This is a genomic window from Phenylobacterium aquaticum, from assembly GCF_022695515.1.
Classification (GTDB): Bacteria; Pseudomonadota; Alphaproteobacteria; order Caulobacterales; family Caulobacteraceae; genus Phenylobacterium; species Phenylobacterium aquaticum.
Genome location: NZ_JALDPT010000013.1, coordinates 1 through 25301, shown reverse-complemented (window position 1 = coordinate 25301; position 25301 = coordinate 1). Strand labels below are relative to the sequence as shown.

Below are 25301 nucleotides of genomic sequence, written 5' to 3'. Positions count from 1 at the left end.
AGCTCAGCGGGCGACCGCGGCCGCGGCGGGCGGCAGGATCAGGGCGGGTTCGGCGGATGAAGGCGCGGGCGATACCGGCGCCGCCTCGGGATCGATGACGACGCCCACCCGTCCGGCGAAATCATGATGCAGATTGGCGATCCGCAGGGAATGGGCCGAGGCCCGCTCCAGAGCCGCCGCCAGGGCCGGGTCGCGCTGGCCCTCGGCCTGGATCGCCAGCAGGCCGGAGACCTGCCGCAGATGGTCTGTCACCTGGCTCGACAGGTCCTGCAGCCGCTCGGCCTCGTCACGGGCGCGGGCCTCGGCGGCCGCCTGGCGCAGGGCCAGAGCCTCCAGGGCGCGGATCAGGCCGGTGATCAGATAGATGGCGATGGCCGAGGTGGCCACGAACAGCGCCACGCCCACCACATTGGCCCAGGTCAGCTTCCACTCGAAGACCGGTGGCGCGAAGCACCAATAGGCCAGCGCCGCCGAGAGGCCGGTCGCCAGCATGGCCGGCCGCGGCCCGAGCGCATAGGCCGACAAAAGCACGACCGGATAGAAGACCGTATAGATCTGGGTGGTCCCGAAGACCGGGGTCAGCAGGAACCGCAGCACCAGGCCAGTGGCCACCAGGCTGACCGCCGAGACATATCGCAACCGCTCCTGGTCCGCGGCCAAGTCTCTGGATCTGCTTTGGAAAATCGAACGCTGGTCGGTCAAGTGCGATGCTCTGGCGAACGTCCACCCATAACGGGTTGTTGCAGGCAGTCCAGCCCTATCGCGCCGGTTTGGGCGGCGCGGCGCCCAGTTCCATCACCAGCTTGGTCAGAAGGTACAGCCTGGGCGTGACCGACTTCATGTCCATGAACTCCTTGGTGGAGTGAAAGCCGCCGCCCACCGGGCCCAACCCGTCCAGGGCGGGGATACCCGCCTCATAGGCGAGCGCTGATTCGGAGGCGCCGCCATTGCCGCCGAGGCCCAGCGTCAGGCCCAGCGGGGCGTAGATCGCCTGGGCCCGGGCGGCCAGCGCGTCGGTCATCGGATTGTTGGGCAGGGGCGGGAAGGAGTTCTCGCGGGTCACCGTCACCTTGGTGTCGGGCACCACCGTGGTCTGGGCGGACTTCTCGAAGCCCGCCACCACCGCGTCCAGGTCGGCCTTGGAGCGGATCCGCACATTGATCTGGGCGCGGGCGTCCTCGGGGATGATGTTGTAGCGCGAGCCGGCGTTGATGATGGTCAGATTGACCGTCGTGCCCGATCCGGAATGTGGGAACTGGTCGACGGTCGCCAGCTGGTGGACCAGCTCGGTCGCCGCATTGCGGCCGTCCTGCGGGGCGACCCCGGCATGGGACGCGCGGCCCTTCACGTCGATGTCGATGGTCGACGAGCCCTTGCGCCAGACGGTGATCACGTCGGGCGAATCGCCGGGCTCCAGGTTCAGCTCGACGTCGTGCTCATGCACCAGCTTGTCGATCAGCTTGCGGGTGCCGGGCGAGCCGCGCTCTTCGCTGGTCTCGATCAGGAAGGTGATCTTGGCGAAGTTCTTGAAGCCCAGCTGATTGAGCAGCTTCAGGGCGAAGACGCCCTCGACGACCCCGCCCTTCTCGTCGGTGATCCCGGGGCCATGGCCGACATCGCCCTCGATGCTGAACGGCCAGCCCGCCACCGTGCCTGGCCCGAATACCGTATCGATGTGGCCGATCAGCAGGATCTTCGCCTTGCCGGTCCCGGTCAGGGTGGCGACTGTGTTCTCGGGCAGGCCGTCGATCTCGGCGGGCACGCTCTCGACCGTCATGCCCAGGGCCTTCAGGTGCGGGATCAGCACGGCGGCGACCTTGCGGCCGCCCTCGACGTCGCCGGTGCCGGAATCGATGTTCACCACCTGCTTCAAGAGCTCCAGCTGGGCGGGCCGCGCGCCTCGGCCGCGGCCCAGACCTTGGCGTCCTTGCCGGCCGCCTGGGCGGCGCCGCCCAGGCCCAGAACCATCGCCGCCGTCGCCGCGCCGCAGAGCCAGGTGGAAGTCGTCATCGCGCACCCCAATATCGAAACAGGCGCGGACAATGACCCTGCGTCGCGCGGCGGGCAAGGGCGGCGCGCGCCGGTGCGGCAGGGCAGGCTCAACTGCATCCAGTGTGGCGTTTCGCCCCCGGTTCAGGTTCAGATGGCCGCGGTTCCAAGGGGGAGGACGCCATGGCCGCCGCGGCCGAGACACGCATCAATTCCAGCCTGGTGGTGGCGATCTGCTTCTTCATCGCCGCCCTGGAGGGCTACGACATCCAGGCCTTCGGCATCGCCGCGCCCCAGTTCGCCCCCCTGCTGCACCTCAATCCCGGCCAGATGGGCTGGGCGGGCTCGGCCACCATGGCCGGGCTGATGCTGGGCGCGCTCGGCGGCGGCTGGATCGCCGACCGCGTTGGGCGCCGGCCGGTCCTGGCCGTGGCGGTCGCCGCCTTCGGCCTGTTCTCGGTGGCCACGGCGCTATCCAACAGCTTCGAGACCCTGACCCTCGCCCGGTTCCTGACCGGGGTCGGGTTCGGCGGGGCCATGCCCAACCTCATCGCCATCGCGACCGAGATCAGCCCGGTCAGCCGGCGCGCGGCGACCACCACCAGCATGTTCTGCGGCCTCCCGGCCGGCGGCTCCCTGGTCGCCCTGATCGCCCACCACGGCCAGCAGATGATGGACTGGCGGCTGATCTTCCTGATCGGCGGCGCCCTGCCCCTGCTGCTCACCCCGGTCATCCTGCTGTTGCTGCCGGAGACCCGCCCGACCCACGCGCCGGACGCCGACCGGCGGGTGGTGGCCGGCGTCTTCGCCAAGGGCCGGGCCATCCCGACCCTGCTGATCTGGGTGGTGTTCGGTCTGGACCTCCTGGTCACCTATCTGCTGCTCAACTGGCTGCCGACCCTGGTGGTGGCCAAGGGCTTCACCCCGGCCGAGGGGGCGACCGCCTCGCTCTGGTTCAACGGCTTCTCGATCGTGGGCGCCCTGGTTCTGGGCTGGCTGGCCGACCGGGTCGGGTTCCGCTGGCCCGCGACCCTCATGTTCCTGGCCCTGGCCGGCGCGCTCTACGGCCTGGCCAATGCGGCGGGCCTGCCCCTGATCCTGGTCTGGGCGGCGGCGTCCGGCTTCATGGTTGTGGGCGGGCTCTATGTGCTCTACGCGCTCGCCCCGATCTACTATCCGACCCCGATCCGCGCCGCGGGCGCCGGCGCTGCCATCGCCGTCGGACGCCTGGGCTCCATCGCCGGGCCGATCCTCGCCGGGAACCTGCGCGCGGACGGCTACAGCCCCGACCAGGTGTTCGCCGCCATGATCCCCGCCGCCCTGATCGCGGCGGCGGCGGTCTGGGGCCTGATGACGATCGGCAAGCCGGTCGAGGACTAGCCCCGCGTCGCCGCCATCGCCGCCTGCTTCACCGTGTCGGGCAGGGTGGTGAACCACGCCTGGGGGGACAGCCGCTCGGCGATCCGTCGCTTGCCGGCCTCGGCCAGGCGCCGGCCCAGCTCCGGCTTGACCCGCAGCCGGCGCAGCGCCTCGGCGGCGGCCTCCAGGTCGGGCTCGGCCCAGATCTGCCCGCGATAGATGCCTTGCGGGTCCTCCACCGGCACGGACCGGGCGGGGACCATCAGGGCGCAGGTCTCATCCATGAAATCCAGATTGCCCGACCAGGCGGTGGCGATCACTGGCGTGCCCAGCGCCATGGCCTCGGCCGGGGTCAGGCCGAAGCCCTCCGCCCGGTGCAGCGACACCAGCACGTCGGCGGCGGCGATCAGGCGCTTCACCCGGCCATAGGACCAGGTGGCGTCCTCGATCGTCACATTGGCCGGGGCGAGGGCCCGCAGGGCCGCCAGGGCCTGGGGAAAGCGCGCGCCGTTCTGCGTCTTCAGGATCAGCTGGGCGCCCGCGTCCTCGCCGAAGGCCTTGGCGAAGGCCGCGATGACCCCCTCCGGGTTCTTGCGCGCCGCCGAGGAGTTGAAGTCGAACAGGGCCACGGCCAGGAAGCCCGGCGGGCGGGGCTCGGGCGGGATGTCGCGGTAGTCCTCCAGGAAGAAGGGATGCGGCACCACCCGCACCGGCGCGGCGGCGTCCCCAAAGGCCTCGGCCGTATAGCGGCTGGGCGCCCAGATCTCCTCCACCAGGCCCGCGTCCTTCATCCATGCCGCCGGCGCCTTGGGCAGCTCCCAGGCCCAGTAGCCATAGCGCGGGCCCTGCAGACGGCGGGGATCGAGTTTCGCCAGGGCCGCGACCATCTCCGGCGGATTGAGGTGGAAGATCCAGGGGCGGCCGGCAGCTTGGGCTGGGGCGGCGGCAGCCAGTCGAGCCGGGCGCCGGTGACATCCACCCGCTCAACCGGCACGCCTAGGGCCTCGAAGGCCCGCGCCGCCTGGCGGGCGGAGGCGGCGATGCCGTGAGAGGCTTCGAACCAGCCCACCACCCGCACCGGGCCGCGCCAGCTCTGCGCCTCATGCGGCGCGGCGGCGGCCTTGCGCACCTGGGCCTCCAGGAGGCGGCCGAGCAGGGGTTGGGCCCCGTTGCGCAGGCCGGAGGGCGCGAGCCGGCGCCACAGCCGGCGGGCGGGATCGAACAGGCTCACGGCCGCGCGGCCGAGCGCCAGGCGACCCCCTGGGCCAAAAGGGCGACCGCGTCGGCGGGGGCGAGGCCCGGATCGGTGGCGAACACCACCTGGGCGACGCGGGCCGGCGGGGCGGCCGGATCGCCGGCGGCGGTGCGGAACCGGTCGGTCGCGGCCTCGAACACCACTTCGTCGCCCAGGGCCAGATCAGGCCGCCAGGTCTCCACCACATGCAGCCGCCGCGCCTCGCCGTGGCCCTGGGGCCGGCGCGCCAAGGGCGCGGCCGGGCGGCTCATCAGGACGGCCAGCCGCCAGGCCGGGTGGCTGCGCACATTGGCCGGCAGGTCGGCGACGTCGATCCCGACCTCGGCCAGGCCGCCGCCGATCAGCCAGCGCAGGAATCCGAACCGCGACTTCAGGCCGGTCAGGGGGAACAGCTTCTGCAGGTCGGTCCGCGCTTCCCACAGCTTCAGGAACAGCCGCGGGAAGGGCACGCCGCGCGCCATGATGGTGGGGGCGTCGAGGGTCGGCCGCGCCGCCGGCGGCCATCCGGCCCGGCCGGCCAGGCCATAGGCCGCCAGTTCGGGATCCAAGGTCTCGCCCAGCGCATAGGCCGCCGCCCGGGCGGCCAGGTCCGGGGTGATGGCTTCGCCCAGGAAGCGCGGATCGAACCGGCCGGCCAGGGCCTCGGGCCCGATCAGCCAGGCCTTGAGCCCGGCCTCGTCGGTCGCGAAGCGCTCGCGCAGGTCCTTGCGCGCCGCCAAGAGGGCGCCGATCGCCGGCGGCGGCCATTGGGTGATCAGGGCCTGGGCGAGCTCCTCAGAGCCGGCCAGCCAGGGCGCCTCAGGCGGTGTCGCGGGGCTGCGGGTGGTGGCCCGCGGCGCGTCCAGCCAGATCTCGGCCTCCGGCGTCAGGCCACCGCCGAAATCCTCGCCCCGGCGCGCGGCGTCCAGCATGCGGCGGCGCTCGGCCGCGGTCACCAGCCGGCCGGAGGGCAGGGCGCGGTGGCCATAGGGCGTGGCGCTGGCGCTGGCATGGCCATTGGCCAGCATGACCTTGGCGTAGTCGGCGCAGAGCTTGGCCAGCGGCGATCGGGGCGCGATCCGGATGCGGTCCTGGTGCTTGGACAGCACTCGGGCCGGGCCGGGTCGAAGCCGGAGAAATGGAAGAACACCAGGGGCTCGCCATCGACGGTCCAACCCTCGGCGTCCTGGCCAGGACCCGCTCCTCCAGGTTCCAGTAGGCGAGGTTCAGCGCTGGGGTCCGCAGGAGCGCCAGGTCGCTGACGAAGCCCGGCGCGAGGTCCATCCACTTCTGGTCGGTGAACAGGCCGGCGGCGAAATCCACCCGGCAGTCGAACTCCAGCCGCGCGCCCCACCAGTCCAGCAGGGCCGTGATCTGTGGCTCGTCGCGGACCGCCATGAAGCCGAGATTGTAGGCCCCCGAGGCGAGGATCACCCGGTCGGAGGGATTGGCCTCGCCCTTCAGCGGTCGGGTCAGGTGCGGCGTCAGCACCAGGGGCGCCCGGACCAGGCCCTCGCGCACGGCCGCCAGCGGCCGATAGACGAAGATGTCGGGGTCCAGATAGACCGCCTGGCCGATCTGCGGCCGCGCCAGCAGGGTCTTGAACGCGTGCGGCTTGATGGCGGTGTTCAGTTCGATGGCGTCGTAATAGGCGCTCATCGCCGCGAAGTTCGGGACGAAGTCGCCGGCGTCCAGCACCTCGATGTCCGGATCGGCGAAGGTCATCGGCCCGTCGGAGGCCACCACCACCCGGCGCAGACCGGGCTCGGCCGCGGCCAGGCTGTCCATCAGGGTCTGAGCCTGGGCCTGGTAATTGCGCGAGACGATGGTGAAGACGACGTCCAAGGGCTTCCCGCGCAGAGGCTGACCGGTGGGCAGATGTAGCAGGCCAGGTTCGTCCCGTCAGGCGGCGGCGAGCAGCTGGTCCATCTTCTTGACGTCGACCATGGGCGAGGCCACGCCCGCGTCCATCCGCATGACCTTGTTGCAGTAGAGCCGGATCAGGTCGAGGTCGTGGCTGGCCAGCACCAGGATGCCGGCCCGCTCCACCAGGCTGAGCAGCCGGGCGTGGGCGATCTTCTGGAACTGGGCGTCGCCGACCGCGATCCATTCGTCCATCAACAGCACGTCGGCGTCGACGGCGGTGGCGACGGCGAAGGCGAGACGCGCCTGCATGCCGGCGGAATAGGTCTTGAGCGGCATGGCCAGGAAGGGACCCAAGCCCGTGAAGGCGCCGATCTGGTCCATCTTGGCCTCGATCTCCTTGGCGGAGAGGCCGGCGATGCGCCCGCGCAGCCGGATGTTCTCCAGCCCCGTGGCCGAGGGGTCGATGCCCAGGCTCAGGTCCAGTAGCGGGGCGATGCGGCCATTGACCTCGATCGTGCCTTCGTCCGGCTCATAGGCGCCCGACAGCGCCCGCAGCAGGGTGGTCTTGCCCGAGCCGTTGTGGCCGATCAGGCCCAGCCGGTCGCCGGCCTTGAGCTTGAGATTGAGGCCCTGGATGGCGGTGACGTCGGTCGCGCCATGGTGCGCGCCCAGCTGGCCGCCGACCGCGACGCGGGCCAGGTGTTTCTTCAGCGACTTGGCGTCCACCCCATAGACGGGGAAGCGCATGGTCAGGTCGGTGATGGTGATCGAGACCGGGGGCGGCTTCATAGGTAATGCACGATCCGGCGGCGGATGACCGCGAAGACGGAGAAGGTGGCCGTCCAGCCGACCACGGCCATGGTCGCCAGGACGGCGTAGCTCAAGCCCGACGGCATGCGCCCCATGAGCGGCGAACGAATGACGTCCAGCATGTGGAAGAAGGGATTGAACACCAGCACGGCGTGCTTGGCCAAGATGCCGTGGCCCGGCAGCCAGAACACCGGGGTCAGGAAGATCGCGAACTGCATGATCGAGCCGACGATCTGCGGGATGTCGCGGAACCGGGCCGAGGCGAGCGCCACCGCGAAGCTGATCCAGATGACATTGGCCAGCGTCAGCGCCAGGCCCACGACCGCCAGCGGCACATTGGCCTTGCGCCAATAGCCGTACCAGATCAGCACGCCGACGATGATCACCGTGTGGTGCGCCAGGTTGATCAGGTTCCGGAAGGCCGTCCGCCAGATGAAGGTGAACATCGGCAGGGAGGTCTGGCTGAGCATCCCCTTGGCGGCGACGAAGGTGTCGCAGCCCTCGATGATGGTGAGCGAGATCATGCCCCAGAAGACGATGCCGATGGCGACCCACGGCATGAATTCGTCGAGCGCGATGTGGAACAGCTTCGAATAGATGAAGCCGATGCCCAGGACCATCAGGGCCATGGAGAGCGTGATCCAGAACGGACCCAGGATCGAGCCGCGATAGCGCGACACCACGTCGTGCCAGGCGAGCGACCAGGCCAGTCCCGCCTTGTGAGTGGAGGCCCGCAGGTCCGCGAGCGCCATGCTGAACTCATGCAGGGTTCCACGGCGGCCCGTGCGCAGCATGTGTTCGGCGATCTGCATTCAGGCTCCTGACGAGTGGGCGCTGGTAACAGGTCGCATTTTGCGGTGCAAGCACGGCGCCCGGACCGGGCGCGCGGCCCGGGGTCGCTACGGCGCCGAGACGGAGTCGGCGTTCCACATCTGCACCCCGTCGGCGGTGGTCACATAGATCACGCTGCCGGCCCGGCTGCCGTCCTTCATCGGGTGCATGAAGATGCTGACCTTGTCGCCGGGCTTGAAGCTGTCGTGCTTCCAGCCCTTGCGCGCCACCAGGTTCGGGGCGTGGCATTCGAAGCCCCAGGTCTCCGGCTGGCCGCCGTCCTTGCCGGGCGCCAAGACATAGAGCCAGACGTGCGGCATGCTCCAGCGGAACTCGGTGACCGTGCCGGTGAGGGTCACGGTCTTGTCGAGGGCGAACATGTTGAAGCTGTGGTGCGCCTGGGCCGGGGCGGCGAGCGCCAGGGCGGCCAGGCCCAGGGTCAAGACCCCGCGGCGGGCGATCATGGACGTCGCGCCCATCACTTGGCCCCCGGATTATAGGCGAGCTTGGGGTCGAGCATGCGGGCGGCCTCGCTGTCTATGTCCTTGATGGCCTTCAGGTCGGTCGCCTTCAGGGCCTCCAGGTCGGGTTCGCAGACCGCCTCGAACCGCTCGGTGTCGGCGGGCATGCGGTCGTATTTCAGGGTGACGGTCCAGGGCGCGGTCAGGGTCTTGGGATCGGTGACGGTGAGGGCGTCGATCAGGGTCTTGCCGCCGTCCTCCAGATGCAGCCGCTCGGTGATCTTGGTCGTGGCCCCGCGCGGCAGGCCGAACACCCCGCCCCGGTCGTTGAAGCCCGCCGTGTCGATGACCAGGGTCTCGCCCTCCCAATGGCCGACGGAATAACCGTTCCACGAGGTGTCGGGATCGGCCGGCATCGGCCGGTCCAGATAGATGGTGCGCGGCTCGTCATTGCCTGGATCATGCTCGGAGAGCACCACGAGGCGGCCGGCGCCGGCCAGGATCTCGATCGGCGACTTCCACTGCATCATCGCCGGGAAGCCGGTCGGCAGGCACAGCATGTTGCTGACGCTGCGCACGAAGCCCCCCTCGCGCGCCTTGGCCGCCTTGGCGCGGCGGGCGGCCAGCTCGGGAACCACCGGCGGCGGATTGGAATCCCGGGCCGCCTCGACCCGCCCGCGATAGTCCCAGAAGCCGGTCAGGTCGGGCGCCGCATGGGCGGTTCCGGCCAGCATCAGGGCGGTCAGGCCCGCGAGGATCGGTCGATGGAGGCGCAGGGTCATGGCGTCCTCACATCTTGTCGTTCAGGACCTGGCCCGAGGGCGTGGTCACCTTGACCATCAGCCCGTACTTGGCCCCGTTCTTCATGGGGTGCAGGACCAGCGGCACCTTGTCCCCGGCCTTCAGCGACTTGGCCGACCAGCCGCGGCGGCCGATGATGTTCGGCGCCGAGCATTCCACGGTCCAGGCCTCGGTCGTGCCGTCCGGCATGGCCGCCACCACCTGCAGCATGGCGTGCGGATTCTGCCAGGTGAAGGACACCACGGTGGCCTCCAGCGGCACGTACTTGGCGTTGTCGTACATGTTGAAGGCGTGGTGCGCCTCGGCCCCGCTGGCGGTCAGGGCGGCGGAGGCGGCAAGGCCGGCCAGGGCGGTGCGGCGAAGGGTCATGAAGGGCTCCGGGGAAGGGTCGGGGGGCAGGGCGCGGTCACTGGTCGCCGGGCGGCTTCTTGTAGTCGGGGTCCCCCTGGAACCGCTCCGACCAGCCGGGCGCGTCGACCTCGCAGACATATTCCCACAGCTGGGTTCTGGGTTCGGTGCGGTGGTACCTGTAGGTCACGGTCCAGGGGGCGATCAGCACGTTGGGATCGTCGAAGGTCATCTGGTTGACCAGGGTCTGGCCGCCGTCCGCCAGGCTGTAGCGCTCGGTGATCTTGGTGGTCAGCGACATCACCCCGCCGAAGCCGAAGGGCATGTGGCTGATGCGGTCATTGAGGCCGGTGGTCTCGACCACCAGGGTCTTGCCCTCCCAGTGGCCGATGGCGTCGCCGTTCCAGCTGGGCTCCTGGTCGGTCAGGTGGGTCTTGCGGTCGAGCGCGATGGTGCGGGGCAGGGTGCTGCTCTCCGACAGCATGGTCACCCGGCCCGGCGTCTCCAGGATCTCCAGGGCGAATTCGTTGGTCACCATGCTGGGCATGCCGACCGGCAGGCACTTCTTGCCATTGTCCGAGAGCACCGCGCCGCCGTTCTCGCGCTTGGCCCGCTTGGCGTCGGCGATCGCCTTGACCTCGGGTTTCAGGGGCGGGCGGAATTCTTCCTGGTGGTCATAGGTGTGCTGGTCGAGCAGCCAGACCGCGGTCAGGCCGGGGGCCGGGGCGGCGATCGCGGCCGATCCGCCGGCAAGGGCCAGGCCGAACGCCAGGACCGAGACGGCGCGCGCGTGGGACTGCCCGATGCCTGCCATGACGCCCCCTTCGCGAACCCGCGCGGGGCCGACCACTCAGGCCCCGGGGACCACTTTAGCGAGCCCCCGACCCCCGTCTTCCGGGCGGGCGTTGGCAGCACTTTCAAACGGAACCAGGGGGTGGCCGGGCCGGGGTCAGCGTCCGGCCGGCTGGAACAGCTCGACCACATTGCCGGCCGGGTCGCGCAGCAGCACCTGCTTGCCGCCGGGACCCGACAGGATCTCGTTGCGGAACGGCGCGCCGGCGGCCTTCAGCCGGGCGACCTCGGCCTCGATGTCGTCGACGATCAGGTGGATGCGGTTCCAGCCGCCGGGGCCGGGGACCGCCCCGTCGGGCATGGGCCGGCCGGCCGAGCTCGCCGGCCCGCTCAGCAGCAGCCGCAAGGGCCCGCGCGCCACGTCGGCGAAGGCCGGCGGAAAGCTGGTCAGCACCTCGAAGCCCAGCAGGCCGGTGTAGAAGTCGACCGCCGCGGCGACGTCGTCGACCATGTAGCGCACGCTCACCATCTCACGCGGTTCGGTCATAGGACTCTCCTTCAGGATCAGGGGCGGCCAGGCGGGCCAGCAGATATCCGATACGGGTCTCGAGCTCGGCGGCGGTGGCCTGGAACAGGGGATAGGTCACGGCGTCGTCCTCGCCGGTCGCGGGATTGGGCAGGCTCCAGTGGACGAGCTGGGGCTCGCCATGATGGACGGGGCAGGCCTCGCGCACCCGGTCGCACAGGCTGATCACCCAGTCGAAATCCTCGCCCGCATAGACCTCGACCGACTTGGGGGTCTGGGCCGACAGGTCCAGGCCATAGGTTTCGGCCATCACCCGCACCGCGTTGGGGTGCAGGGCCTTGGGGTGGCTGCCGGCGCTGAAGGCTTCGATCGCCCCGCCCGACATCGACCGGGCCAGGGCCTCGGCCATCTGGGAGCGGGCGCTGTTGCCGGTGCACAGGAACAGCACCCTGACCGGTCCCGCGATCGCCTCGCCCCGCGCCGGCGGGATCAGCTTCAGGCCGGGATGCAGGGCCCCACCCGCCGCCGACAGCTCGCGGCCCACCCGCTCCAGGTCCAGGCCGTAATAGGTGTCGCGCCCATCGGCCGAACTGCGCCTCGCCGACACCAGCCGCCCGGCCTTCAGCTTGGCCAGGTGGTAGGAGACCAGGTTCTGCGGCTCGCCCACCAGGCCGGTCAGCTCGTGCACCATGCGGTCGCTGCGCGCCAACTCTCCCAAGAGCCGCCACCGCAAGGGGTGGCCGGCGAGCTGCAGGACGGCGGGGGGCGCGGACGGGGTCATGCCCTCTAAATACATCAATCAGGATTGATGCATCAAGATCATTTGATGCGTTCCACCCCTACGCCTTCGACCGTCGCCCACGGCAGGCCTCGGAGCAGTAGCGGACCTCGTCCCAGACGCGGGCCCACGTCTTGCGCCAGACGAACGGCCGGCCGCACACGACGCAGGTCTTGGCCGGCAGGTCGGCCTTGGCGACGCGCCGGGCCATCAGAGCCGCCCCGCCCGCATGGCGGTCAGATGCGCCTCAGCCTGCTCCCGCAGGGCCGCCTGCCTGGCCTCCCCCATCTTGTCCCAGGTGGAATAGACGTAGGGCATCCGCGCATTGCGGCTGAACCGCTCCCGGTGGCGGGCCATGAAGTCCCAATAAAGCGCGTTGAACGGACAGGACCGCTCGCCCACCGACACGGTGGGGTCATAGGCGCAGCCCCCGCAGTAATTGCTCATCCGGCGGATATAGGCCCCGCTCGCCGCATAGGGCTTTGAGGCCAGGAGCCCGCCGTCGGCGTGCAGCGCCATGCCCAGCGTATTGGGCGCCTCCACCCACTCATAGGCGTCGGCATAGACGGCCAGGTACCACGCGTGGACCGCCCTGGGATCGAGCCCGGCCAGCAGGGCGAAATTGCCGGTGATCATCAGCCGCTGGATGTGGTGCGAATAGGCGTGCTCGCGGGTGTGGGCCAGGACCTCGCCCATGCAGGCCATGGCCGTCTCGCCGCTCCAATAGAGCCAGGGCAGGGGCTCGTGGGCGTCGAGCGCATTGCGCTCCAGATAGCCCGGCATGAACCGCCAATAGATCCCGCGCACAAATTCCCGCCAGCCCAGGATCTGGCGCACGAACCCCTCCACGGCGTTCAGCGGCGCGGCCCCGGCCCGCCAGGCCGCCTCCGCCCGCCGGCAGATCTCCAGCGGATAGAGCAGGCCCGCGTTCAGATAGGCCGAGAGCAGGGAATGGCGCAGATAGGGCTCGCCGCGCACCATGGCGTCCTGGTGGTCGCCGAAGCCGGGCAGGATGTGGGCGATGAAGTGGTCCAGCTCCTTCAGGGCCTGGCGCCGCGTCACTGCGAAATGGAACGGCTCCAGCTGGCCATAGCCGTCCGGGAACCGCCGGCGCACCAGGTCCAGCACCTCCAGCGTGATGGCGTCCTTCTTGAAGCTCAGCCGGGGCGGGCCGGCCAGCCCCTTGTCCGGCGGCTTTCGGTTGTCGGCGTCATAGTTCCAGCGCCCGCCGGCGGCTTGCCGTCCGCCTCCATCAGCACCCCGTGGCGCCTGCGCATGTCGCGATAAAAGTACTCCATCCGCAGCTCGCGCCGCCCCTCGGCCCAGGCGTCGAACTCGGCGTGCGAACACAGGAACCGGGTGTCGGGCAGGATCTCCAGCGGCGCGGCCAGCGCCAGCCGCAAAGCCTCGAACGCCTCGGCCAGCCGCCACTCGCCGGGCTCCGTCACCACCACCCGGTCGGGCGCAAGGTCCTCGACGGCGCGCAGGATCTCGCCCTCAAGGCTCTGGCTGTTGCCCGCGTCCTCCAGGGCCACATAGCGCACGCGATAGCCCGCCGCCCGCAGCGCCGCCGCGAAGTGGCGCATGGCCGAGAACAGGAAGGCGATCTTCTTGACGTGGTGGCGCACATAGCTCGCCTCGGCCATCACCTCGGCGATCAGGAACGTGTCGGCGGCCTTATCCGCCCCCGCCACCACCTCCAGCCGCGTCGAAAGCTGGTCGCCGAGGATCACGCGGAGGGTCGACAGGGCGGGGGTTCCTTGAGGCGGGGCGGCGGAAGCGGGTGATGGTACGGGCGCCCGTCACGCGCGGATGCGCGGGCGAAGCCCACCCAAGAGGCGCCTGACGCCGCGCGGCGTCGCCTCGTTCCGTGCGGCGGAAACAACCGGCATCAACGATGAGAAGGACCACGGACATCCTAACCCGGAGGGCCCGAAATCGCCGACCTGTTTCGACCGGGCGGGTTTGACGTCAACATGGACGAGGGGGTTTGGGATGACGGTGGGTTGGGTTAAATTATTGATTATAAATAGTTTTAATGTGAAAAATGGGTGAGGTCTTGTGCGGGCCCTGGGTGAGTGGGGGCGTTCCGGCGCGCCGGAGGGTGTCAGCGGATTCTCGCTTGGCGGGGGCGCCTTGCCTTGAGAGACGCAGGGTCAGCGCGCGACTTCGAGCCTCAGGATCTGACCACCGCCCACGCCCCCGCTCTCCCGCTCATTCCCGCGAAGGCGGGAATCCAAGCGGGGTCGGGAAGGACCGCAAAGGTTGGAGTGCAGCACGATTCCGGTGCGGCGAGTTGGCAATGGGGGGGTGCCCGTCTTCCGGCCTAGAAGTCGGCTAAGGACTCTTGTCTGACGTTCGGATGGTCCGGTTGTTGCCGGCTCCAAGCCGCCCACCATTCCTCCGAACAGGTAGAAGTTGACGGAGTGCCTGGTTATGCAGCGGGCAAGTAGAAGCGCCTTGCGCTGAGCGTTTTGACGGCATGGATGAGAATGAAGACGTTGTGACCGGTAGAGAAGGACTCGGCGACACAATCATGCTGTTCGCCGTTGAGGTCCCTCAGCCCGATCGACCGCTTGCCCGACGACTTGCGTTTGCCGACCGGGATCAGTCTGCCAAGCTTGTCGTCGGGCGTGTAGCTTGCTTTCCAATCGTAAGCGCCGAACAGCGCGGTGAAGCCATCACTCTGGATGGCGCGTCGCAGTTCCGCGCGAAACCCATCCCCTTCGACAAGCTCCGGCATGTTCAACACCACGACCGCGCAGGTGCGCGGGCTTTTTGAGACATATTGGCGAATGGCTGCGTAGTTGGAGGCGTTGAAGCGGCGGGCGAGGTTGACCGGCGTCCAAATCTCGAAGGCCTCGCTCTCGGCCATGTCCCGGAAAGTGTCCAGCTGAAACAGGACCTCCGAGGCGAAGACGTTGGCCTCGCGGTCGAAAAGCTCGGCCGTCGAAGCGTCGAGCGCCTTCTCGCAATCCTCGACCAGGGTGTACATCGGCCGCTGCCAAGCCATGAATCCATGACCGGCCTCATGCAGGCGCACAAAGCGTTTCTTCACCTCGATCAGCGTCTTGCTGATGTAGACCAACCCTGCAGAGGCGTGGAACAGGCCGATGACCTTGGTCAGGGCCCGCTTGACGGCTTGGCCGGCCGCTTCGGCCTTGGACCGCAGCTTGGCGATGAAGCTGGGGTTGAGAACGTCCTCCTTAACCTCTTCGACCTTGGCGACCGCCATGATCTGAGCAACCGGCGTCGGAAAGACGCCGAGCGCGCCCGCTTCCCGCAGGGCGCGCTCGGCTTCTTTGCGGACGCGGGCCCACTGGCCGGGCGTCAAACTTGAGTCGTCCGGCCGGGGCATTTGTCTACCTCCGCTTGGAACGGATGTAGGTCAGGTAGTCGAGCAACTCGCTCTCCTCCTCCGCCGAGAGATTGTCGATCGCGAAGGTCGCCGCGCGACCGTGCTTCTCCCCATCCACGCGTGTGACGGCAGGCACGATGTAGCCGGCGCGCTCCATTAGTGTCTCGTAAGCGACGCCGAGTGCTGTGGATAGCGCGTACAGAATATGTGGAGATGGTTTGGTAATTTTCCCGCTCTCAAGTTGGCTTAAATATGCATTCGACACTTCTTTACCTGTCGCTTCTTCCACATCGCGCAACGTCATCTGCACATCCTGCCGAGCTTTCTTTATGAAAGGGCCGAGATTGTTCGCCGTCGCGGGCTCCATTGGTTTGTCATCGGGCATCGATCCTCCTGCTTGGGTTTCCGGACGCGCCGTCCATAGGGCTAAAGGTAGGTCCGGACGCTAAGTTCGTCAAGCAAGCTAAGTGGATGCTTGACGAACTTAGCACGCTCACTCATGTTAGCGGACACCGGCGCTGGGCCGGCGATGATGGAGACGACCATGGACGGTGTTTCGGAAGCCGCGCTGGATCGCGGCAAGGTGCGCCACACGATCGAGGTGGCGGATGAATGCCTCGCATTTCGGCCGGTGCTTATTGAAAGCCTGACGCCTACCGGTGCTCAGCTCGCCGCCGCGGCGGGGGTCGGGGCAGGAGAGGCTGCCGTGCTGCAGGTATTGGCCAACGGCGAGCTGGACGACATCCGGCCGGATCAGGTCGTCGATCTGAAGCGCGGCGACGGCCGCTTCATCATCGCGACGAGCGACCGGCTCTACTGGTTCACGCTCGACGGGGAGCGCTTCGACTGGCCGTCGAAGGTCATTTCCGGCGGCCAGGTCCGCAAACTCGGCCATGTCCCGCCCGAATGGGACATCTACCTTGAACGGCGGGGCGAGCGGCTCCGCGAGATCGGCCCCCAGGAACTGGTCGACCTCGACGCGCCGGGGGTGGAAACCTTCGTCAGCCGTCCGCGGGTCTGGAAGCTCAACGTCCAAGGTGTGATCATCGAGTTGACCGCGCCGACGATCTTGGTCGAGACCGCTATCGAGGAGGCGGGGTTCGACCCGAAGAAGGACTGGCAGATCTTCTTGAAGGTCGCTGGCGAGCCCAAGCGCCCGGTGGAATTGACGGACACTATCGATCTGCGGACCCCAGGCATCGAGAAGCTGCGTCTCACGCCCAAGCACGTCCACAACGGCGAAGTGCCGGCCAAGCTTTGCCGCGCGTTTGCTCTGCTGGAAGCCGACCTGCGCCATCTCCAGGCCCTGGGTTTGCGCTGGGAAACCGTCGTCGAGAACGACCGGCGCTGGCTAGTGATCCACGATTACCCCGTGCCCGCCGGCTATACGGTGCGGTCCACGCGCCTGGCGCTGGAGATTCCGCCGACCTATCCGGGGGCGCAGATTTATGGCTTCTACGCCTATCCGCCGCTGGCCTTGGCGTCGGGCGCCGCGATCGACTGCACCCAGATGAGGGGCACGGTCCACGGTGTCGAATTCCACGGCTGGTCCCGCAACCGCGGCACCGTCCAATGGAACCCGGCGACCGACAATGTCTCCACCCAGCTCACCTTGGTGGACGCCGCCTTGAACAAGGAAGTCGGCGAATGAGCCCCGAGGCGACCCTGGCCCTCGGCGGAGCCTTGCACGAGCAGGTTCGCGCCCACCTCTTCCCGGGGGACGGCCTTGAAGGCGCGGCCATCTTGGTCTGCACGCGCACGCCAGGCCCGCGCGTGCGCCTCTTGGCCCGGGACGCGATCCTAATCCCCTATGGCGAATGTGTTCGCCGCCAGGCCGCGATCACCTGGCCGGGCGACTATATCGAGCAGGCGATCGACAAGGGAGACGCCGAGCAGCTCGCGCTGATATTGATCCATTCCCATCCAGGGGGTCTGTTCGCCTTTTCCGACGTCGACGACGCTAGCGACAGTCAGGTCATCCCGAGCCTGTTTCAGGCCTACGGCGACCTGCACGGCTCGGCGATTATGACGGACAACGGGGCGATCCGGGCGCGGCTCTATGCGCCGAACTTCACCCAGCGGCCGGTCGACCTAGTCACGGTGGCAGGGCACGACCTCAGCTATTGGTGGGAGGCGGACGCGCGGCTGTCCGGACCCTCACGCCGCCCGATGGCCTTTACCGGCGCCATGACCGCGCAGCTCGGCAGGCTCACGGCGGTGGTCATAGGTGTTTCGGGAACCGGTTCAATAGTGGCGGAGCAGCTGGCGCGTCTCGGCTTTAACCGGGTCATCCTCATCGACTTCGACGAGGTTGAGGGGCGCAACCTCAACCGCATCCTCAATGCAAAGCTCAGCGACGCCGAAAGCCGACGGCTGAAGGTGGCGATGTTCGCCGAAGCGATCGCGTCCTATCGCGGCGACGGTGTCGCGGGGCCCGTCGCAGCCTCGGTCCTGACGCGCGAGGCCGTGCTCGCGGCGAGCCAGGCGGACGTGATCTTCTCCTGCGTCGACACCCTGGAGGCGCGGCAGATCGCCGACCTCATCGCCGCCGCGTTTCTCATCCCACTGCTCGACGTTGGCGTGGTGATCCCAGTGCGCAAGGCGGGGGAGGACCTTGCCATCGCCGACGTTTGCGGCCGTATCGATTACGTGCAGCCCGGAGGATCGACCCTCCGGGATCGCGGGGTCTATTCACCCAATAGCCTGAGGGCGGAATACCTGCGTCGGTCGGCGCCGGAGGCGCACCAGCAGGAACTGGAAGCCGGCTACATCAAGGGGCTGATTGAGGAGGCGCCGGCAGTGATTAGTTTGAACATGCGCGCGGCCTCAGCCTGCGTGAACGAGTTCGTCGCCCGCGCCTTTCCCTACCGCCAGGAGCCGAATCGTCTCTACGCTCGGACCCAATTCAGTCTCGCCGCATGTGACGAGGATTTCAGCTCGGAAGCTGCCTTCCCCGCAGCGGCCAATCCGATGTTGGGCCGTGGCGCCTTGGAGCCGCTGCTAGGCCTACCGGCGCTGGCGCCGATCATCGACGGTGATTTGCAATGAACCCGCGGGCCTGGTGGCGAAAGACCTGGGGGCGGTGGGGTCCGCGACGCAGGCTGCGCGTCGTCACCGGAGACAGTTTACCGGGACGCCTCCCCAAACGAGACCTGGTGCTTGCCCGCGATGACGACGAGGACTGGTGCGTCGGGATGCTCTGCCCCTGCGGCTGCAACAGTCCCATCGAGCTACTGGTGATCCAGGAAGCCACGCCGCGCTGGGATGTCAGCGTCGACCCCGAGGGCTTTCCGAGCCTTCGACCATCAGTGTGGGTGCAGACGGGATGCCGCTCCCATTTTTGGCTCCAGGGCGGCCGGGTACGCTGGTGCGCTTAGAGCGGGTTCGCCTGTGCCTCGTCGGTCTTTTCGAGGCTGACCAAGGTATGGCTTTCCCGCACGACGACGGCATCGTGCAAAATTCGCCGCACGCGCATAACCGCCTTGGCATCCACGTTGACCAGGTCCTTGTTCAATTGAGCCAGTTGATCGGCGCGCAAAGCGCGATCCACCCGCCCACGAATGGTTCCGAAGTCGGCGGTTCGGAACTCGAACTGATGCGCCTCCGGCAGCATGCCGGCGAGCTGACCCTCTAGCACCTCCTCGGCGTCCTCCACCGTCGTCGAGGTTGCGCGCTCGGCGGCGCGCGTGACCGCCTCGGCCCCGAAGCTGCGGTCGAGGTCGCCAGCCACCAGGCGGAGGGTGGCGCCGTTCTGGCGCATGAGCTCGAAGAATTCTCGCGCCGTGCCGAGCAGGCGCTGATCGATGGTCTCGACGGCGGAGCGGAACTCCTCCTCGTCGGGCTCTCCGAAAGCGTCTAGCAGACGCGTCGCGTCATCGACGGCGGTCTTCAGCTGGGTGTCGAAGAGCCCCGGTTGAGCCTCTATCTCTTCGAGGAGAAAGCCGAACGAGCCCCGGACGATGTTGGTGATGTGCAGGGTCGCGGCGCTCTTGTTCGGGACGATGCCGCGCTGGCCGAGCCCGCCAGTTTCGTGCGCCAGCATCTTGGCGACGATGTCCTGGAATTTGGTCACCGCGCTGCCGGCGAACTCGCTCTCGATCCCGCGCGAGCCCAGGACTGGCCGGCCGCCAAAGAACAGCATGGCGGACGCCGTCGGCGTCTCGACCTCGTCGGCCAGGCTGGCGATCGTCTGCTGTAGCTCCTCCAGGCGCGCCTCGAGACCGATGCGCGTCATGACGTCTTCGTCGGTGAGCTGAGCGAGAAGACCGGTCACAGCCGAGCGATCCGCGTAGGCGAAGTCTCGTTCGAGTTTGCGATTGCTGGCCATTGGCTTGTACCTGTTCGAACTATGGTGCCGGCACAGGGTGGAGCGCCAGCGCTGCTTCGGCGGCCAGGTCGTCGGCGACGTCTTCCAGCCGAACTTGGAGCATGCCTTTCCAAAGCTCATCGACACGGCGATGGGAAAACAATCCCAACCAATAACGCGTAACGTTGACGAGGGCTTCCGGCGATCCGTTCAGGTCCACCGCGAAGAAATCGAGGTTGTAGGCGGCTTTTACCTGGCCCCGTCCGAAGAGGTTGAGATTGGCGCGCATCAGCATGGCCAGTTGATTCGGATCGACGATGCCGGGCGGACGGTAAAGAAATGTCACCACATCCAGGTCCTGCGGATCCTTCTGTTCGACGAAGCTTCCGTCCAGCCACTGAAACCCGCGGTCGAACCCGATCGCCCGCAGTGCGGCACGATGGTTCAGCCATCCGGTCAGGATGGCCCTGCGCTCGCCTGTCGATCCGAGGGTTGTCACGACCTCCAGAGCGGTCACCGCGTAAGGTGAAAGGTCCTCCGCAGCTCCCCCGGGGCCGTTTGGACCGACGTAGGGTGGCAGAACGCCATCGATCGTAAACGCGGGGATGGGCATGCGTTCGAGGATTGGTTCTCGTCGGTACCCCAGCGCCGTTGTTGGCTACGAAGGGGAAGTTCGGTGATTCACTGTCGATGACGCTATCGTCTGTTGCCCATGTGCGCCACCCACGGGCCGTTCTAGTCGATCAAGTACAGGCGGCTTTCGAATTTGGCCCAGCTAAACCCGCGGCTAGGCATCGAAGGCAATGTCCGCTTCCCGGAGCGCTGCCAAGGTCCGCTCCTGGCGCAAAGTAGCCCTCACCGCCCCAGCCACCAGCAAAGCCCACCGCCACTCCGCCTCAGCCCCCCACCCCCATGGACGCCGCTCCACCCTCCATGGTAGCCGGGGCCTCTGCCGGGTCCCCCGCCGGCGCCTGGGATCTTTGTCGCCGTGGCCACCGCCGCTCCGCCTCTTCGCCGCACTGCGGCCCGTCGTCTGGGGGATCCCCGGCCGGCGGATCCGCGGCTGGATGAGGCCGGGGTCTGGATCGTGATCCCCTGCTACAAGGTCACCGACCACATCGCCCGCGTCATCGCCAAGATCCCCGCCTGGGTCGAGGGGGTGGTCTGTGTGGACGACGCCTGTCCGGACGGTTCGGGCGATTTTATCGCGGCTGAGATCACCGATCCCCGCGTGCGGCTGGTGCGCTTGCCTGAGAACCAGGGCGTGGGCGGGGCGACGCTGGCCGGCTACGCCGAGGCCGACCGGCTGGGCGGGCGGATCCTGGTCAAGGTCGACGGCGACGACCAGATGGACCTGTCCTATCTGGGTCAGCTGGTGGCGCCCATCCTGCTGGGCGAGGCCGACTATACGAAGGGCAACCGGTTCACCTCGGTCAGCCATCTGCAGTCGATGCCCCGCGTGCGGATCTTCGGCAATGCGGCCCTGAGCTTCGCGGCCAAGGTCTCGACCGGCTACTGGAACATCTTTGATCCGACCAACGGCTTCACCGCCATCGAGGCCAGCGTGGCGCGCCGGCTGATGGACCGGCGGGTGTCGCGGCGGTTCTTCTTCGAGACCGACCTGCTCTATCACCTGGGCGCCCTGCGCGCGGTGGTGCGCGACGTGCCGATCCCGGCCCGCTATGGCTCGGAGGTCTCGAACCTGCGGATCAGCGCCATTGTCGGGCCCTTCGCGCTGAAGCATGTGCAGAATTTCATCCAGCGGATTCTCGGCCAGTACTTCGTGCGCGACTTCAATGTGGCGACGCTGGAGATGCTGTCGGGCGGGGCGCTGATCCTGTTCGGCCTCAGCTACGCCCTGCACTGGCTGATGGTGCGCGTGCCCGGCCACGCGGCCTCCGCCGGGGTGGTGATGGCCGCCGCCCTGCCGGTGATCGTCGGCGTGCAGCTGATGCTGCAGGCCATGAACTTCGACGTGATGAACGCGCCGACCCGGCCGATCCATCCGAGTCTGCGGGCGCTCGAGCGGCTCGAGGCCGACTGATGGAGCGCCGCGACGCCGTCCTCTGCGGCGCCTTCGCGCTCGCCCTGCCGGCGGGTCAGCTGCTGTTCAAATGGGCCTCGATCGAGGACGGCCGGCTGGGCGGGGCCCTGCCCTGGCGGCTGATGCGCAACCTGCCGCTGATCGGGGCGCTGGGCTGGTATGGGCTCACGGCCCTGATCTGGTTCTACATCCTGACCCGGATGCCGCTGTCCAAGGCCTATCCGTTCTCGATCCTGGGCTCGGGCCTGGCGCCCTTGGGCGCCTGGCTGGTGTTCGGCTCGCCGCTGAATTGGAGCATGGCGGCGGGGTTCGCCCTGATGCTGGCGGGGCTGGCGATCATTACGGGATCGCAGAGGGCGTAGGGGCCTGTCGCCCTGGCGGCGGAGCCGCCCCTATTTGAACCACGAAGGTCACGAAGGGCGCGAAGGACACAAAGGGCGCCTGGCTGGAGAGGCGTGGCTTGATCTCTTGAATTGGCGCTTCGCGCCGAAGGGCGGGGTGTCTTCGTGATCTTTGCGCCCTTTGTGCCCTTTGTGGTTCGATGGGCGGCGGTTCGGCCCCCGTCGCGAGCCGACTAGATCAGGCGTCCAGGATCAGGTCGGCGGCGGCGCGGACCTGTTCGTAGGTCACGCCGAAGCGGCGCTCATAGAGCAGGCGGCCGAGGTGGGGGCGGGCGCGGACGCGGGCGGGATCGAGGGTCTGGACCCCGAATCCGCGGCCGGCGAAGGTGAGGAACATGGCTGGCCACAGCCCCGCCCAGCTCTTCCACTGCGAAGGGAAATGGCGGACGCCCGCGGCGAATCTGAGCCACTGGCCGGCGGTCAGGGGCACGCGGGCGACGGGGCCGTTCTCGGGGATGGGATCGCAGGCGCGGAAGGCCGGGCCCCAGGTCCCGCGGCCGTGATAGAGCGCGATCTGGCGGATCTCCGGGGCGGCGGGCAGGAGGCCCTGCAGCCTGACCGCCATGGCGGCGCAGAGGTCGTGGTCGGCGTGGCCGCCCTCCCAGGCGGTGACGGTCAGGCCCGACACCCCTTGCAGGCCGGCGACGATCTTGCGGACCGCGCGCCAGGCGGCGAGGGGATCGGTGTGCAGGGCGCCGTCCTGGACGCCAGATTGAGCCGGGATCACCGCCTCGGGCGCGATCCCCAGGGTCGCCAGGAGGGCGCGGGTCTCGGCCAGGCGCGCGGCGGCCAGGGCCGGGGTGGCGTAGTCGCAGACATAGACGAACCTCTGGTCCCGCCCGGCCCGCGCCAGGGCCGCGATCAGGGGCCAGGCGCAGTACTCGTCGTCGAAATGGGCGAACAGATGGACCTGCGTCATCTCAATAGGGGTCGAAGTCCAGGAAGCTGATCGCCACCTCGCGCGGGTTCAGTTTGGCCGGGGCGCGGGCGCTGAGCGGGCGGTAGATCAGGTTCAGGGGCGAGGGGCGCAACTGCCGGGGCAGGGGCACGAACAGCTGGCGCTCAAGGGTCAGGCGCGGCTCCAGGCCGATGAACAGGCTGGGCCGGGGCGGCGGGCCCTGGTCGGGGAGCTTGGCCGGCAAGAGGGCCAGGCAGTCGGTGACCGGCAGGTGGGTGCGGGCCCAGACGGCGGCCAGGTCGCCCCATTTGGCGGTGCGATAGCGCCCGGTCGGATTGTCCAGCCGCCAGGTGAGGGCGCCCGCGCTCCAGTCGCCGGCCATCTGCACCGGGGCGGCGGTGAACTTGCGGGGCGGGACGGGCAGGAGGCCGGCCGCCAGGGGCGCGACCAGCTGGAAGCCCAGCTTGCGCACGAAGCCCGGCGTCGAATTGGCGTTGGCCACCCCGAACACGAAGTCGAATCCGGCCTCGGTCCCGGCCGCATAGGTCGCCTCGGCCAGCCGGGTGAAAAGGCCGCGGCCCTGGAAGTCGGGATGGGTGGCGGTGTTCAGGCTGAGCAGGCCGCGGGCCGGCGCGCCCTCCAGCGTCATGGCCGACGGGCAGGTGACATAGTGGGCGGCGAGGGTCTCGCCGGCCCAGGCGTCGGCGCCGACCACCGTCCCGGCGGGATTGTCCTGGTAGCGCCAGAACAGGCCCTGAGGGGTGAACTTCTCCACCTCGCCGAACACCTCGCCCAGCAGGCGCCCATAGGCGGTCAGGTTTCCGGGCGTGGTCGCCGCCGGTCGGATGGCGATGTCTTCGGTCTGGACCATGGCCGATCTTGAGCACGGAACGGCGGCCCTCGCCAAGCGGTCGCGCGCCATAGGGTCTTCTCAACCTGGGCGGCTGCGCCTAGGTACAGGGTCATCCAGGACGGGACCCTAATGAACGAACCCAGGACGACCCTGCGCGCCGAAACGGTCGCACGCTACATCCTCGGCGCGGGGTTCCTGGTCATGCTCGCGCTCAGCCTGCCCGGCCAGATGACCTATGATTCCCTGGCCCAGCTGCACGAGGGCCGCGTCGGCGTCCGCGAGACCTGGGGTCCGGCCGCCTACGCCGCCGTGCTGGGCTTCTTCGACCACCTGTCGCCGGGCCCCGGCCTCTATGTGACCGCGAGCGGCCTGATGGCGTTCGGAGCCCTGATCGGCCTGATCGGTCTTCGGCCGCGGACCTCCTGGTGGGGCGTTGCCTGCGCCGGCCTGCTGGTCCTGTCCCCGGCCCTGCTGATCTATCAGGGCATCGTCTGGAAGGACGTCTTGTTCGCCAATCTGGCGCTGGCCGGCTTCGTGCTGCTGGCGCGGGTGGTCCGCGACTGGACGCCCGCCGGGCCCCGCCCCTGGCTCAGCCTGTCGGGGATCGTGGTGCTGCTGGCCATGGCCGCCCTGGTGCGCCAGAACGGGATCGTCGCCGCGCCCATCGCCGCCGGCGTCCTGGCCTGGACCGTGCGCGGCCAGGGCCGCCAGGCCAGCGCGGCCTGGGGGCTCGGCGGACTGGTCGCGGTGATCGTCGCGGCCCTGGTCATCGGCTGGCTGGTCCGGCCGGCCAACGCCGCCAAGATGGACGCCGCCAATCCCGGCATGCGCATCCTGCAGCAGTACGACATCATCGGCGCGGCGGCGCACGATCCCAAGCTGAGGCTGAAGGAGATCGCCGCCATCAGCCCCGCGTCGGAAGAGATCATCCTGCACCGGGCGACCCGGTTCTATTCCGGCGAACGGGTGGACTATATCGGCCTCGACAAGACGGTCGGCCACGCCCTGTGGCGCACCCCGGCCCCGGTGATCGCCGCCCAGTGGCGCGACGTGATCCTGCATCACCCCGCCCCCTATCTGCGCCACCGGCTGTCGGCCTTCCGCTGGGTGTTCCTGACGCCGGCCATCGACAGCTGCAGTCAGATCGCCGTGGGGGTGACGGGGCCCGCGCCGCTCGCCGCCTCGCTGAGCATTCCGCTCGGCCAGGACCCCACCGACCAGTCGCTGACCAACTACGCCAGCTGGCTCTATGACACCCCGGTCTTCTCCCATCTGACCTACGCCCTGGTGGCCCTGGCCACGGCGGTCGTGCTGCTGATCCGCCGCCAGCCCCAGGACGTCGCCATCGCCGGCCTGATGATCGCGGCTCTGGGCTTCGCGGCGAGCTTCCTGGCGGTCTCCCTGGCCTGCGACTACCGCTATCTCTACTTCCTGGACCTGGCGGCCCTGGCCGGCCTGTTCTACCTGACCCTGGACCCGCCGCTCGCGGCGCTCGGCCTGGAGCGCCGGCCATGAGCGCCCGCGCCCTCTGGCCGTCCGCCGGCCTGGCGCTCGCCCTGGCGCTCGGCGCCTGCGACCGCCCCGCCCCGCGCCATAAGCACCTGGCCGACCTGCCGCCCGCCGTGGCCGAGCTCGGCCCGACCCCG

General features: G+C 68.8%; 28 protein-coding genes and 1 pseudogene. 7 read left to right on the top strand and 22 right to left on the bottom strand.

Features of this window, described 5'->3' with window-relative positions:
- Positions 1 to 3 precede the first annotated feature (3 nt).
- The 3 genes from MQH10_RS11270 to MQH10_RS11260 all read right to left on the bottom strand — a co-directional run bounded on the left by MQH10_RS11270 (position 4) and on the right by MQH10_RS11260 (position 2010).
- A complete protein-coding gene (locus MQH10_RS11270) occupies positions 4 to 660 on the bottom strand; it encodes a DUF4118 domain-containing protein (RefSeq protein WP_242564155.1) in 657 nt (218 codons plus the stop codon).
- 97 nt (positions 661 to 757) lie between these two features.
- On the bottom strand, positions 758 to 1864 hold the full coding sequence (locus MQH10_RS11265; RefSeq protein WP_242564250.1) for a glutamate carboxypeptidase: 1107 nt from the start codon (positions 1862 to 1864) through the stop codon (positions 758 to 760).
- A 5-nt stretch (positions 1865 to 1869) separates the two neighbouring features.
- Entirely contained in the window at positions 1870 to 2010 is a 141-nt protein-coding gene (locus tag MQH10_RS11260) for a hypothetical protein (protein ID WP_242564154.1), read from the bottom strand.
- 162 nt (positions 2011 to 2172) lie between these two features.
- Here MQH10_RS11260 and MQH10_RS11255 point away from each other — a divergent pair, with 162 nt between their 5' ends.
- On the top strand, positions 2173 to 3369 hold the full coding sequence (locus MQH10_RS11255; protein ID WP_242564153.1) for an MFS transporter: 1197 nt from the start codon (positions 2173 to 2175) through the stop codon (positions 3367 to 3369).
- Here MQH10_RS11255 and MQH10_RS11250 read toward each other — a convergent pair.
- From MQH10_RS11250 to MQH10_RS11180, 15 genes and pseudogenes are all read right to left on the bottom strand, one after another.
- Entirely contained in the window at positions 3366 to 4235 is an 870-nt protein-coding gene (locus MQH10_RS11250; RefSeq protein WP_242564152.1) for a glycosyltransferase family 4 protein, read from the bottom strand. The two genes, MQH10_RS11255 and MQH10_RS11250, sit on opposite strands and share 4 nt — an antisense overlap.
- Positions 4136 to 4579, bottom strand: a complete 444-nt coding sequence (locus MQH10_RS11245; protein ID WP_242564257.1) for a hypothetical protein — start codon at positions 4577 to 4579, stop codon at positions 4136 to 4138. The genes MQH10_RS11250 and MQH10_RS11245 overlap by 100 nt, the downstream gene beginning before the upstream one ends.
- Entirely contained in the window at positions 4576 to 5691 is a 1116-nt protein-coding gene (locus MQH10_RS11240) for a hypothetical protein (protein WP_242564256.1), read from the bottom strand. Before MQH10_RS11240 ends, MQH10_RS11245 begins: the two co-directional genes overlap by 4 nt.
- Before the next feature lie 793 nt (positions 5692 to 6484).
- Entirely contained in the window at positions 6485 to 7237 is a 753-nt protein-coding gene (locus tag MQH10_RS11235; protein ID WP_242564151.1) for an ABC transporter ATP-binding protein, read from the bottom strand.
- Positions 7234 to 8070 carry an ABC transporter permease gene (locus tag MQH10_RS11230; protein ID WP_242564150.1) on the bottom strand — a complete coding sequence of 279 codons (837 nt, stop codon included), beginning with the start codon at positions 8068 to 8070 and terminating at the stop codon, positions 7234 to 7236. Before MQH10_RS11230 ends, MQH10_RS11235 begins: the two co-directional genes overlap by 4 nt.
- Positions 8071 to 8157: 87 nt before the next feature.
- Positions 8158 to 8568: a DUF6152 family protein gene (locus tag MQH10_RS11225; RefSeq protein ID WP_242564149.1), complete on the bottom strand. Its 411-nt coding sequence runs from the start codon at positions 8566 to 8568 to the stop codon at positions 8158 to 8160.
- The gene (locus MQH10_RS11220; RefSeq protein WP_242564148.1) at positions 8568 to 9332 is read right to left on the bottom strand and encodes a hypothetical protein; all 765 of its coding nucleotides are present in this window, start codon (positions 9330 to 9332) and stop codon (positions 8568 to 8570) included. The genes MQH10_RS11225 and MQH10_RS11220 overlap by 1 nt, the downstream gene beginning before the upstream one ends.
- 7 nt (positions 9333 to 9339) lie before the next feature.
- A complete protein-coding gene (locus MQH10_RS11215) occupies positions 9340 to 9720 on the bottom strand; it encodes a DUF6152 family protein (protein ID WP_242564147.1) in 381 nt (126 codons plus the stop codon).
- A gap of 37 nt (positions 9721 to 9757) precedes the next feature.
- The gene (locus MQH10_RS11210; protein WP_242564146.1) at positions 9758 to 10513 is read right to left on the bottom strand and encodes a hypothetical protein; all 756 of its coding nucleotides are present in this window, start codon (positions 10511 to 10513) and stop codon (positions 9758 to 9760) included.
- A gap of 135 nt (positions 10514 to 10648) precedes the next feature.
- Positions 10649 to 11038, bottom strand: a complete 390-nt coding sequence (locus tag MQH10_RS11205) for a VOC family protein (protein ID WP_242564145.1) — start codon at positions 11036 to 11038, stop codon at positions 10649 to 10651.
- Positions 11022 to 11798 carry an arsenate reductase/protein-tyrosine-phosphatase family protein gene (locus MQH10_RS11200; protein ID WP_242564144.1) on the bottom strand — a complete coding sequence of 259 codons (777 nt, stop codon included), beginning with the start codon at positions 11796 to 11798 and terminating at the stop codon, positions 11022 to 11024. The genes MQH10_RS11205 and MQH10_RS11200 overlap by 17 nt, the downstream gene beginning before the upstream one ends.
- A 58-nt stretch (positions 11799 to 11856) precedes the next feature.
- Positions 11857 to 12006 (bottom strand): DUF2256 domain-containing protein, encoded by a 150-nt coding sequence (locus MQH10_RS11195; RefSeq protein ID WP_242564143.1) that lies wholly within the window; start codon positions 12004 to 12006, stop codon positions 11857 to 11859.
- A pseudogene (locus MQH10_RS11190) lies at positions 12006 to 13489 on the bottom strand (cryptochrome/photolyase family protein). Before MQH10_RS11190 ends, MQH10_RS11195 begins: the two are co-directional and overlap by 1 nt.
- Before the next feature lie 740 nt (positions 13490 to 14229).
- Complete coding sequence (locus MQH10_RS11185; protein WP_242564142.1) at positions 14230 to 15153, bottom strand: ImmA/IrrE family metallo-endopeptidase; 924 nt, start codon at positions 15151 to 15153, stop codon at positions 14230 to 14232.
- A 4-nt stretch (positions 15154 to 15157) separates the two neighbouring features.
- Positions 15158 to 15538, bottom strand: coding sequence for a helix-turn-helix domain-containing protein (locus tag MQH10_RS11180; RefSeq protein ID WP_242564141.1), 381 nt, complete (start codon positions 15536 to 15538; stop codon positions 15158 to 15160).
- A gap of 159 nt (positions 15539 to 15697) precedes the next feature.
- Between MQH10_RS11180 and MQH10_RS11175 the strand changes: the two genes are divergently transcribed.
- From MQH10_RS11175 to MQH10_RS27080, 3 genes are read left to right on the top strand one after another with little or no spacing between them, the layout of a single operon-like run.
- Positions 15698 to 16804 carry a multiubiquitin domain-containing protein gene (locus MQH10_RS11175; RefSeq protein WP_242564140.1) on the top strand — a complete coding sequence of 369 codons (1107 nt, stop codon included), beginning with the start codon at positions 15698 to 15700 and terminating at the stop codon, positions 16802 to 16804.
- Entirely contained in the window at positions 16801 to 18201 is a 1401-nt protein-coding gene (locus MQH10_RS11170; RefSeq protein WP_242564139.1) for a ThiF family adenylyltransferase, read from the top strand. Before MQH10_RS11175 ends, MQH10_RS11170 begins: the two co-directional genes overlap by 4 nt.
- Positions 18198 to 18530: a ubiquitination-like system serine protease family protein gene (locus tag MQH10_RS27080; protein ID WP_419720767.1), complete on the top strand. Its 333-nt coding sequence runs from the start codon at positions 18198 to 18200 to the stop codon at positions 18528 to 18530. Before MQH10_RS11170 ends, MQH10_RS27080 begins: the two co-directional genes overlap by 4 nt.
- Here the strand turns inward: MQH10_RS27080 and MQH10_RS11165 are convergent.
- Together MQH10_RS11165 and MQH10_RS11160 are read right to left on the bottom strand one after the other, a co-directional pair.
- Positions 18527 to 19480 (bottom strand): hypothetical protein, encoded by a 954-nt coding sequence (locus MQH10_RS11165; protein ID WP_242564138.1) that lies wholly within the window; start codon positions 19478 to 19480, stop codon positions 18527 to 18529. The two genes, MQH10_RS27080 and MQH10_RS11165, sit on opposite strands and share 4 nt — an antisense overlap.
- A 19-nt stretch (positions 19481 to 19499) precedes the next feature.
- Entirely contained in the window at positions 19500 to 20072 is a 573-nt protein-coding gene (locus tag MQH10_RS11160) for a DUF6932 family protein (RefSeq protein WP_419720766.1), read from the bottom strand.
- 375 nt (positions 20073 to 20447) lie between these two features.
- On the opposite strand from MQH10_RS11160, the gene MQH10_RS11155 reads away from it, so the two are divergent.
- On the top strand, positions 20448 to 21503 hold the full coding sequence (locus tag MQH10_RS11155) for a glycosyltransferase family 2 protein (RefSeq protein ID WP_242564136.1): 1056 nt from the start codon (positions 20448 to 20450) through the stop codon (positions 21501 to 21503).
- A complete protein-coding gene (locus MQH10_RS11150; protein WP_242564135.1) occupies positions 21503 to 21865 on the top strand; it encodes a DMT family transporter in 363 nt (120 codons plus the stop codon). The genes MQH10_RS11155 and MQH10_RS11150 overlap by 1 nt, the downstream gene beginning before the upstream one ends.
- Positions 21866 to 22082: 217 nt before the next feature.
- Here the strand turns inward: MQH10_RS11150 and MQH10_RS11145 are convergent, their stop codons facing one another.
- On the bottom strand, positions 22083 to 22823 hold the full coding sequence (locus MQH10_RS11145; RefSeq protein WP_242564134.1) for a PIG-L deacetylase family protein: 741 nt from the start codon (positions 22821 to 22823) through the stop codon (positions 22083 to 22085).
- Between the two features lies 1 nt (position 22824).
- On the bottom strand, positions 22825 to 23673 hold the full coding sequence (locus MQH10_RS11140) for a GNAT family N-acetyltransferase (RefSeq protein WP_242564133.1): 849 nt from the start codon (positions 23671 to 23673) through the stop codon (positions 22825 to 22827).
- Between the two features lie 111 nt (positions 23674 to 23784).
- Between MQH10_RS11140 and MQH10_RS11135 the strand changes: the two genes are divergently transcribed.
- The gene (locus MQH10_RS11135; protein WP_242564132.1) at positions 23785 to 25170 is read left to right on the top strand and encodes a hypothetical protein; all 1386 of its coding nucleotides are present in this window, start codon (positions 23785 to 23787) and stop codon (positions 25168 to 25170) included.
- Positions 25171 to 25301: the final 131 nt, after the last annotated feature.

Coding starts and splice junctions, on each gene's coding strand:
- MQH10_RS11260 (WP_242564154.1), bottom strand. CDS start 2,010: ATGACGACTTCCACCTGGCTCTGCGGCGCGGCGACGGCGGCGATGGTT.
- MQH10_RS11255 (WP_242564153.1), top strand. CDS start 2,173: ATGGCCGCCGCGGCCGAGACACGCATCAATTCCAGCCTGGTGGTGGCG.
- MQH10_RS11250 (WP_242564152.1), bottom strand. CDS start 4,235: ATGGTCGCGGCCCTGGCGAAACTCGATCCCCGCCGTCTGCAGGGCCCG.
- MQH10_RS11235 (WP_242564151.1), bottom strand. CDS start 7,237: ATGAAGCCGCCCCCGGTCTCGATCACCATCACCGACCTGACCATGCGC.
- MQH10_RS11230 (WP_242564150.1), bottom strand. CDS start 8,070: ATGCAGATCGCCGAACACATGCTGCGCACGGGCCGCCGTGGAACCCTG.
- MQH10_RS11225 (WP_242564149.1), bottom strand. CDS start 8,568: ATGGGCGCGACGTCCATGATCGCCCGCCGCGGGGTCTTGACCCTGGGC.
- MQH10_RS11220 (WP_242564148.1), bottom strand. CDS start 9,332: ATGACCCTGCGCCTCCATCGACCGATCCTCGCGGGCCTGACCGCCCTG.
- MQH10_RS11215 (WP_242564147.1), bottom strand. CDS start 9,720: ATGACCCTTCGCCGCACCGCCCTGGCCGGCCTTGCCGCCTCCGCCGCC.
- MQH10_RS11210 (WP_242564146.1), bottom strand. CDS start 10,513: ATGGCAGGCATCGGGCAGTCCCACGCGCGCGCCGTCTCGGTCCTGGCG.
- MQH10_RS11205 (WP_242564145.1), bottom strand. CDS start 11,038: ATGACCGAACCGCGTGAGATGGTGAGCGTGCGCTACATGGTCGACGAC.
- MQH10_RS11200 (WP_242564144.1), bottom strand. CDS start 11,798: ATGACCCCGTCCGCGCCCCCCGCCGTCCTGCAGCTCGCCGGCCACCCC.
- MQH10_RS11195 (WP_242564143.1), bottom strand. CDS start 12,006: ATGGCCCGGCGCGTCGCCAAGGCCGACCTGCCGGCCAAGACCTGCGTC.
- MQH10_RS11185 (WP_242564142.1), bottom strand. CDS start 15,153: ATGCCCCGGCCGGACGACTCAAGTTTGACGCCCGGCCAGTGGGCCCGC.
- MQH10_RS11180 (WP_242564141.1), bottom strand. CDS start 15,538: ATGCCCGATGACAAACCAATGGAGCCCGCGACGGCGAACAATCTCGGC.
- MQH10_RS11175 (WP_242564140.1), top strand. CDS start 15,698: ATGGACGGTGTTTCGGAAGCCGCGCTGGATCGCGGCAAGGTGCGCCAC.
- MQH10_RS11170 (WP_242564139.1), top strand. CDS start 16,801: ATGAGCCCCGAGGCGACCCTGGCCCTCGGCGGAGCCTTGCACGAGCAG.
- MQH10_RS27080 (WP_419720767.1), top strand. CDS start 18,198: ATGAACCCGCGGGCCTGGTGGCGAAAGACCTGGGGGCGGTGGGGTCCG.
- MQH10_RS11165 (WP_242564138.1), bottom strand. CDS start 19,480: ATGGCCAGCAATCGCAAACTCGAACGAGACTTCGCCTACGCGGATCGC.
- MQH10_RS11160 (WP_419720766.1), bottom strand. CDS start 20,072: ATGCCCATCCCCGCGTTTACGATCGATGGCGTTCTGCCACCCTACGTC.
- MQH10_RS11150 (WP_242564135.1), top strand. CDS start 21,503: ATGGAGCGCCGCGACGCCGTCCTCTGCGGCGCCTTCGCGCTCGCCCTG.
- MQH10_RS11145 (WP_242564134.1), bottom strand. CDS start 22,823: ATGACGCAGGTCCATCTGTTCGCCCATTTCGACGACGAGTACTGCGCC.
- MQH10_RS11140 (WP_242564133.1), bottom strand. CDS start 23,673: ATGGTCCAGACCGAAGACATCGCCATCCGACCGGCGGCGACCACGCCC.
- MQH10_RS11135 (WP_242564132.1), top strand. CDS start 23,785: ATGAACGAACCCAGGACGACCCTGCGCGCCGAAACGGTCGCACGCTAC.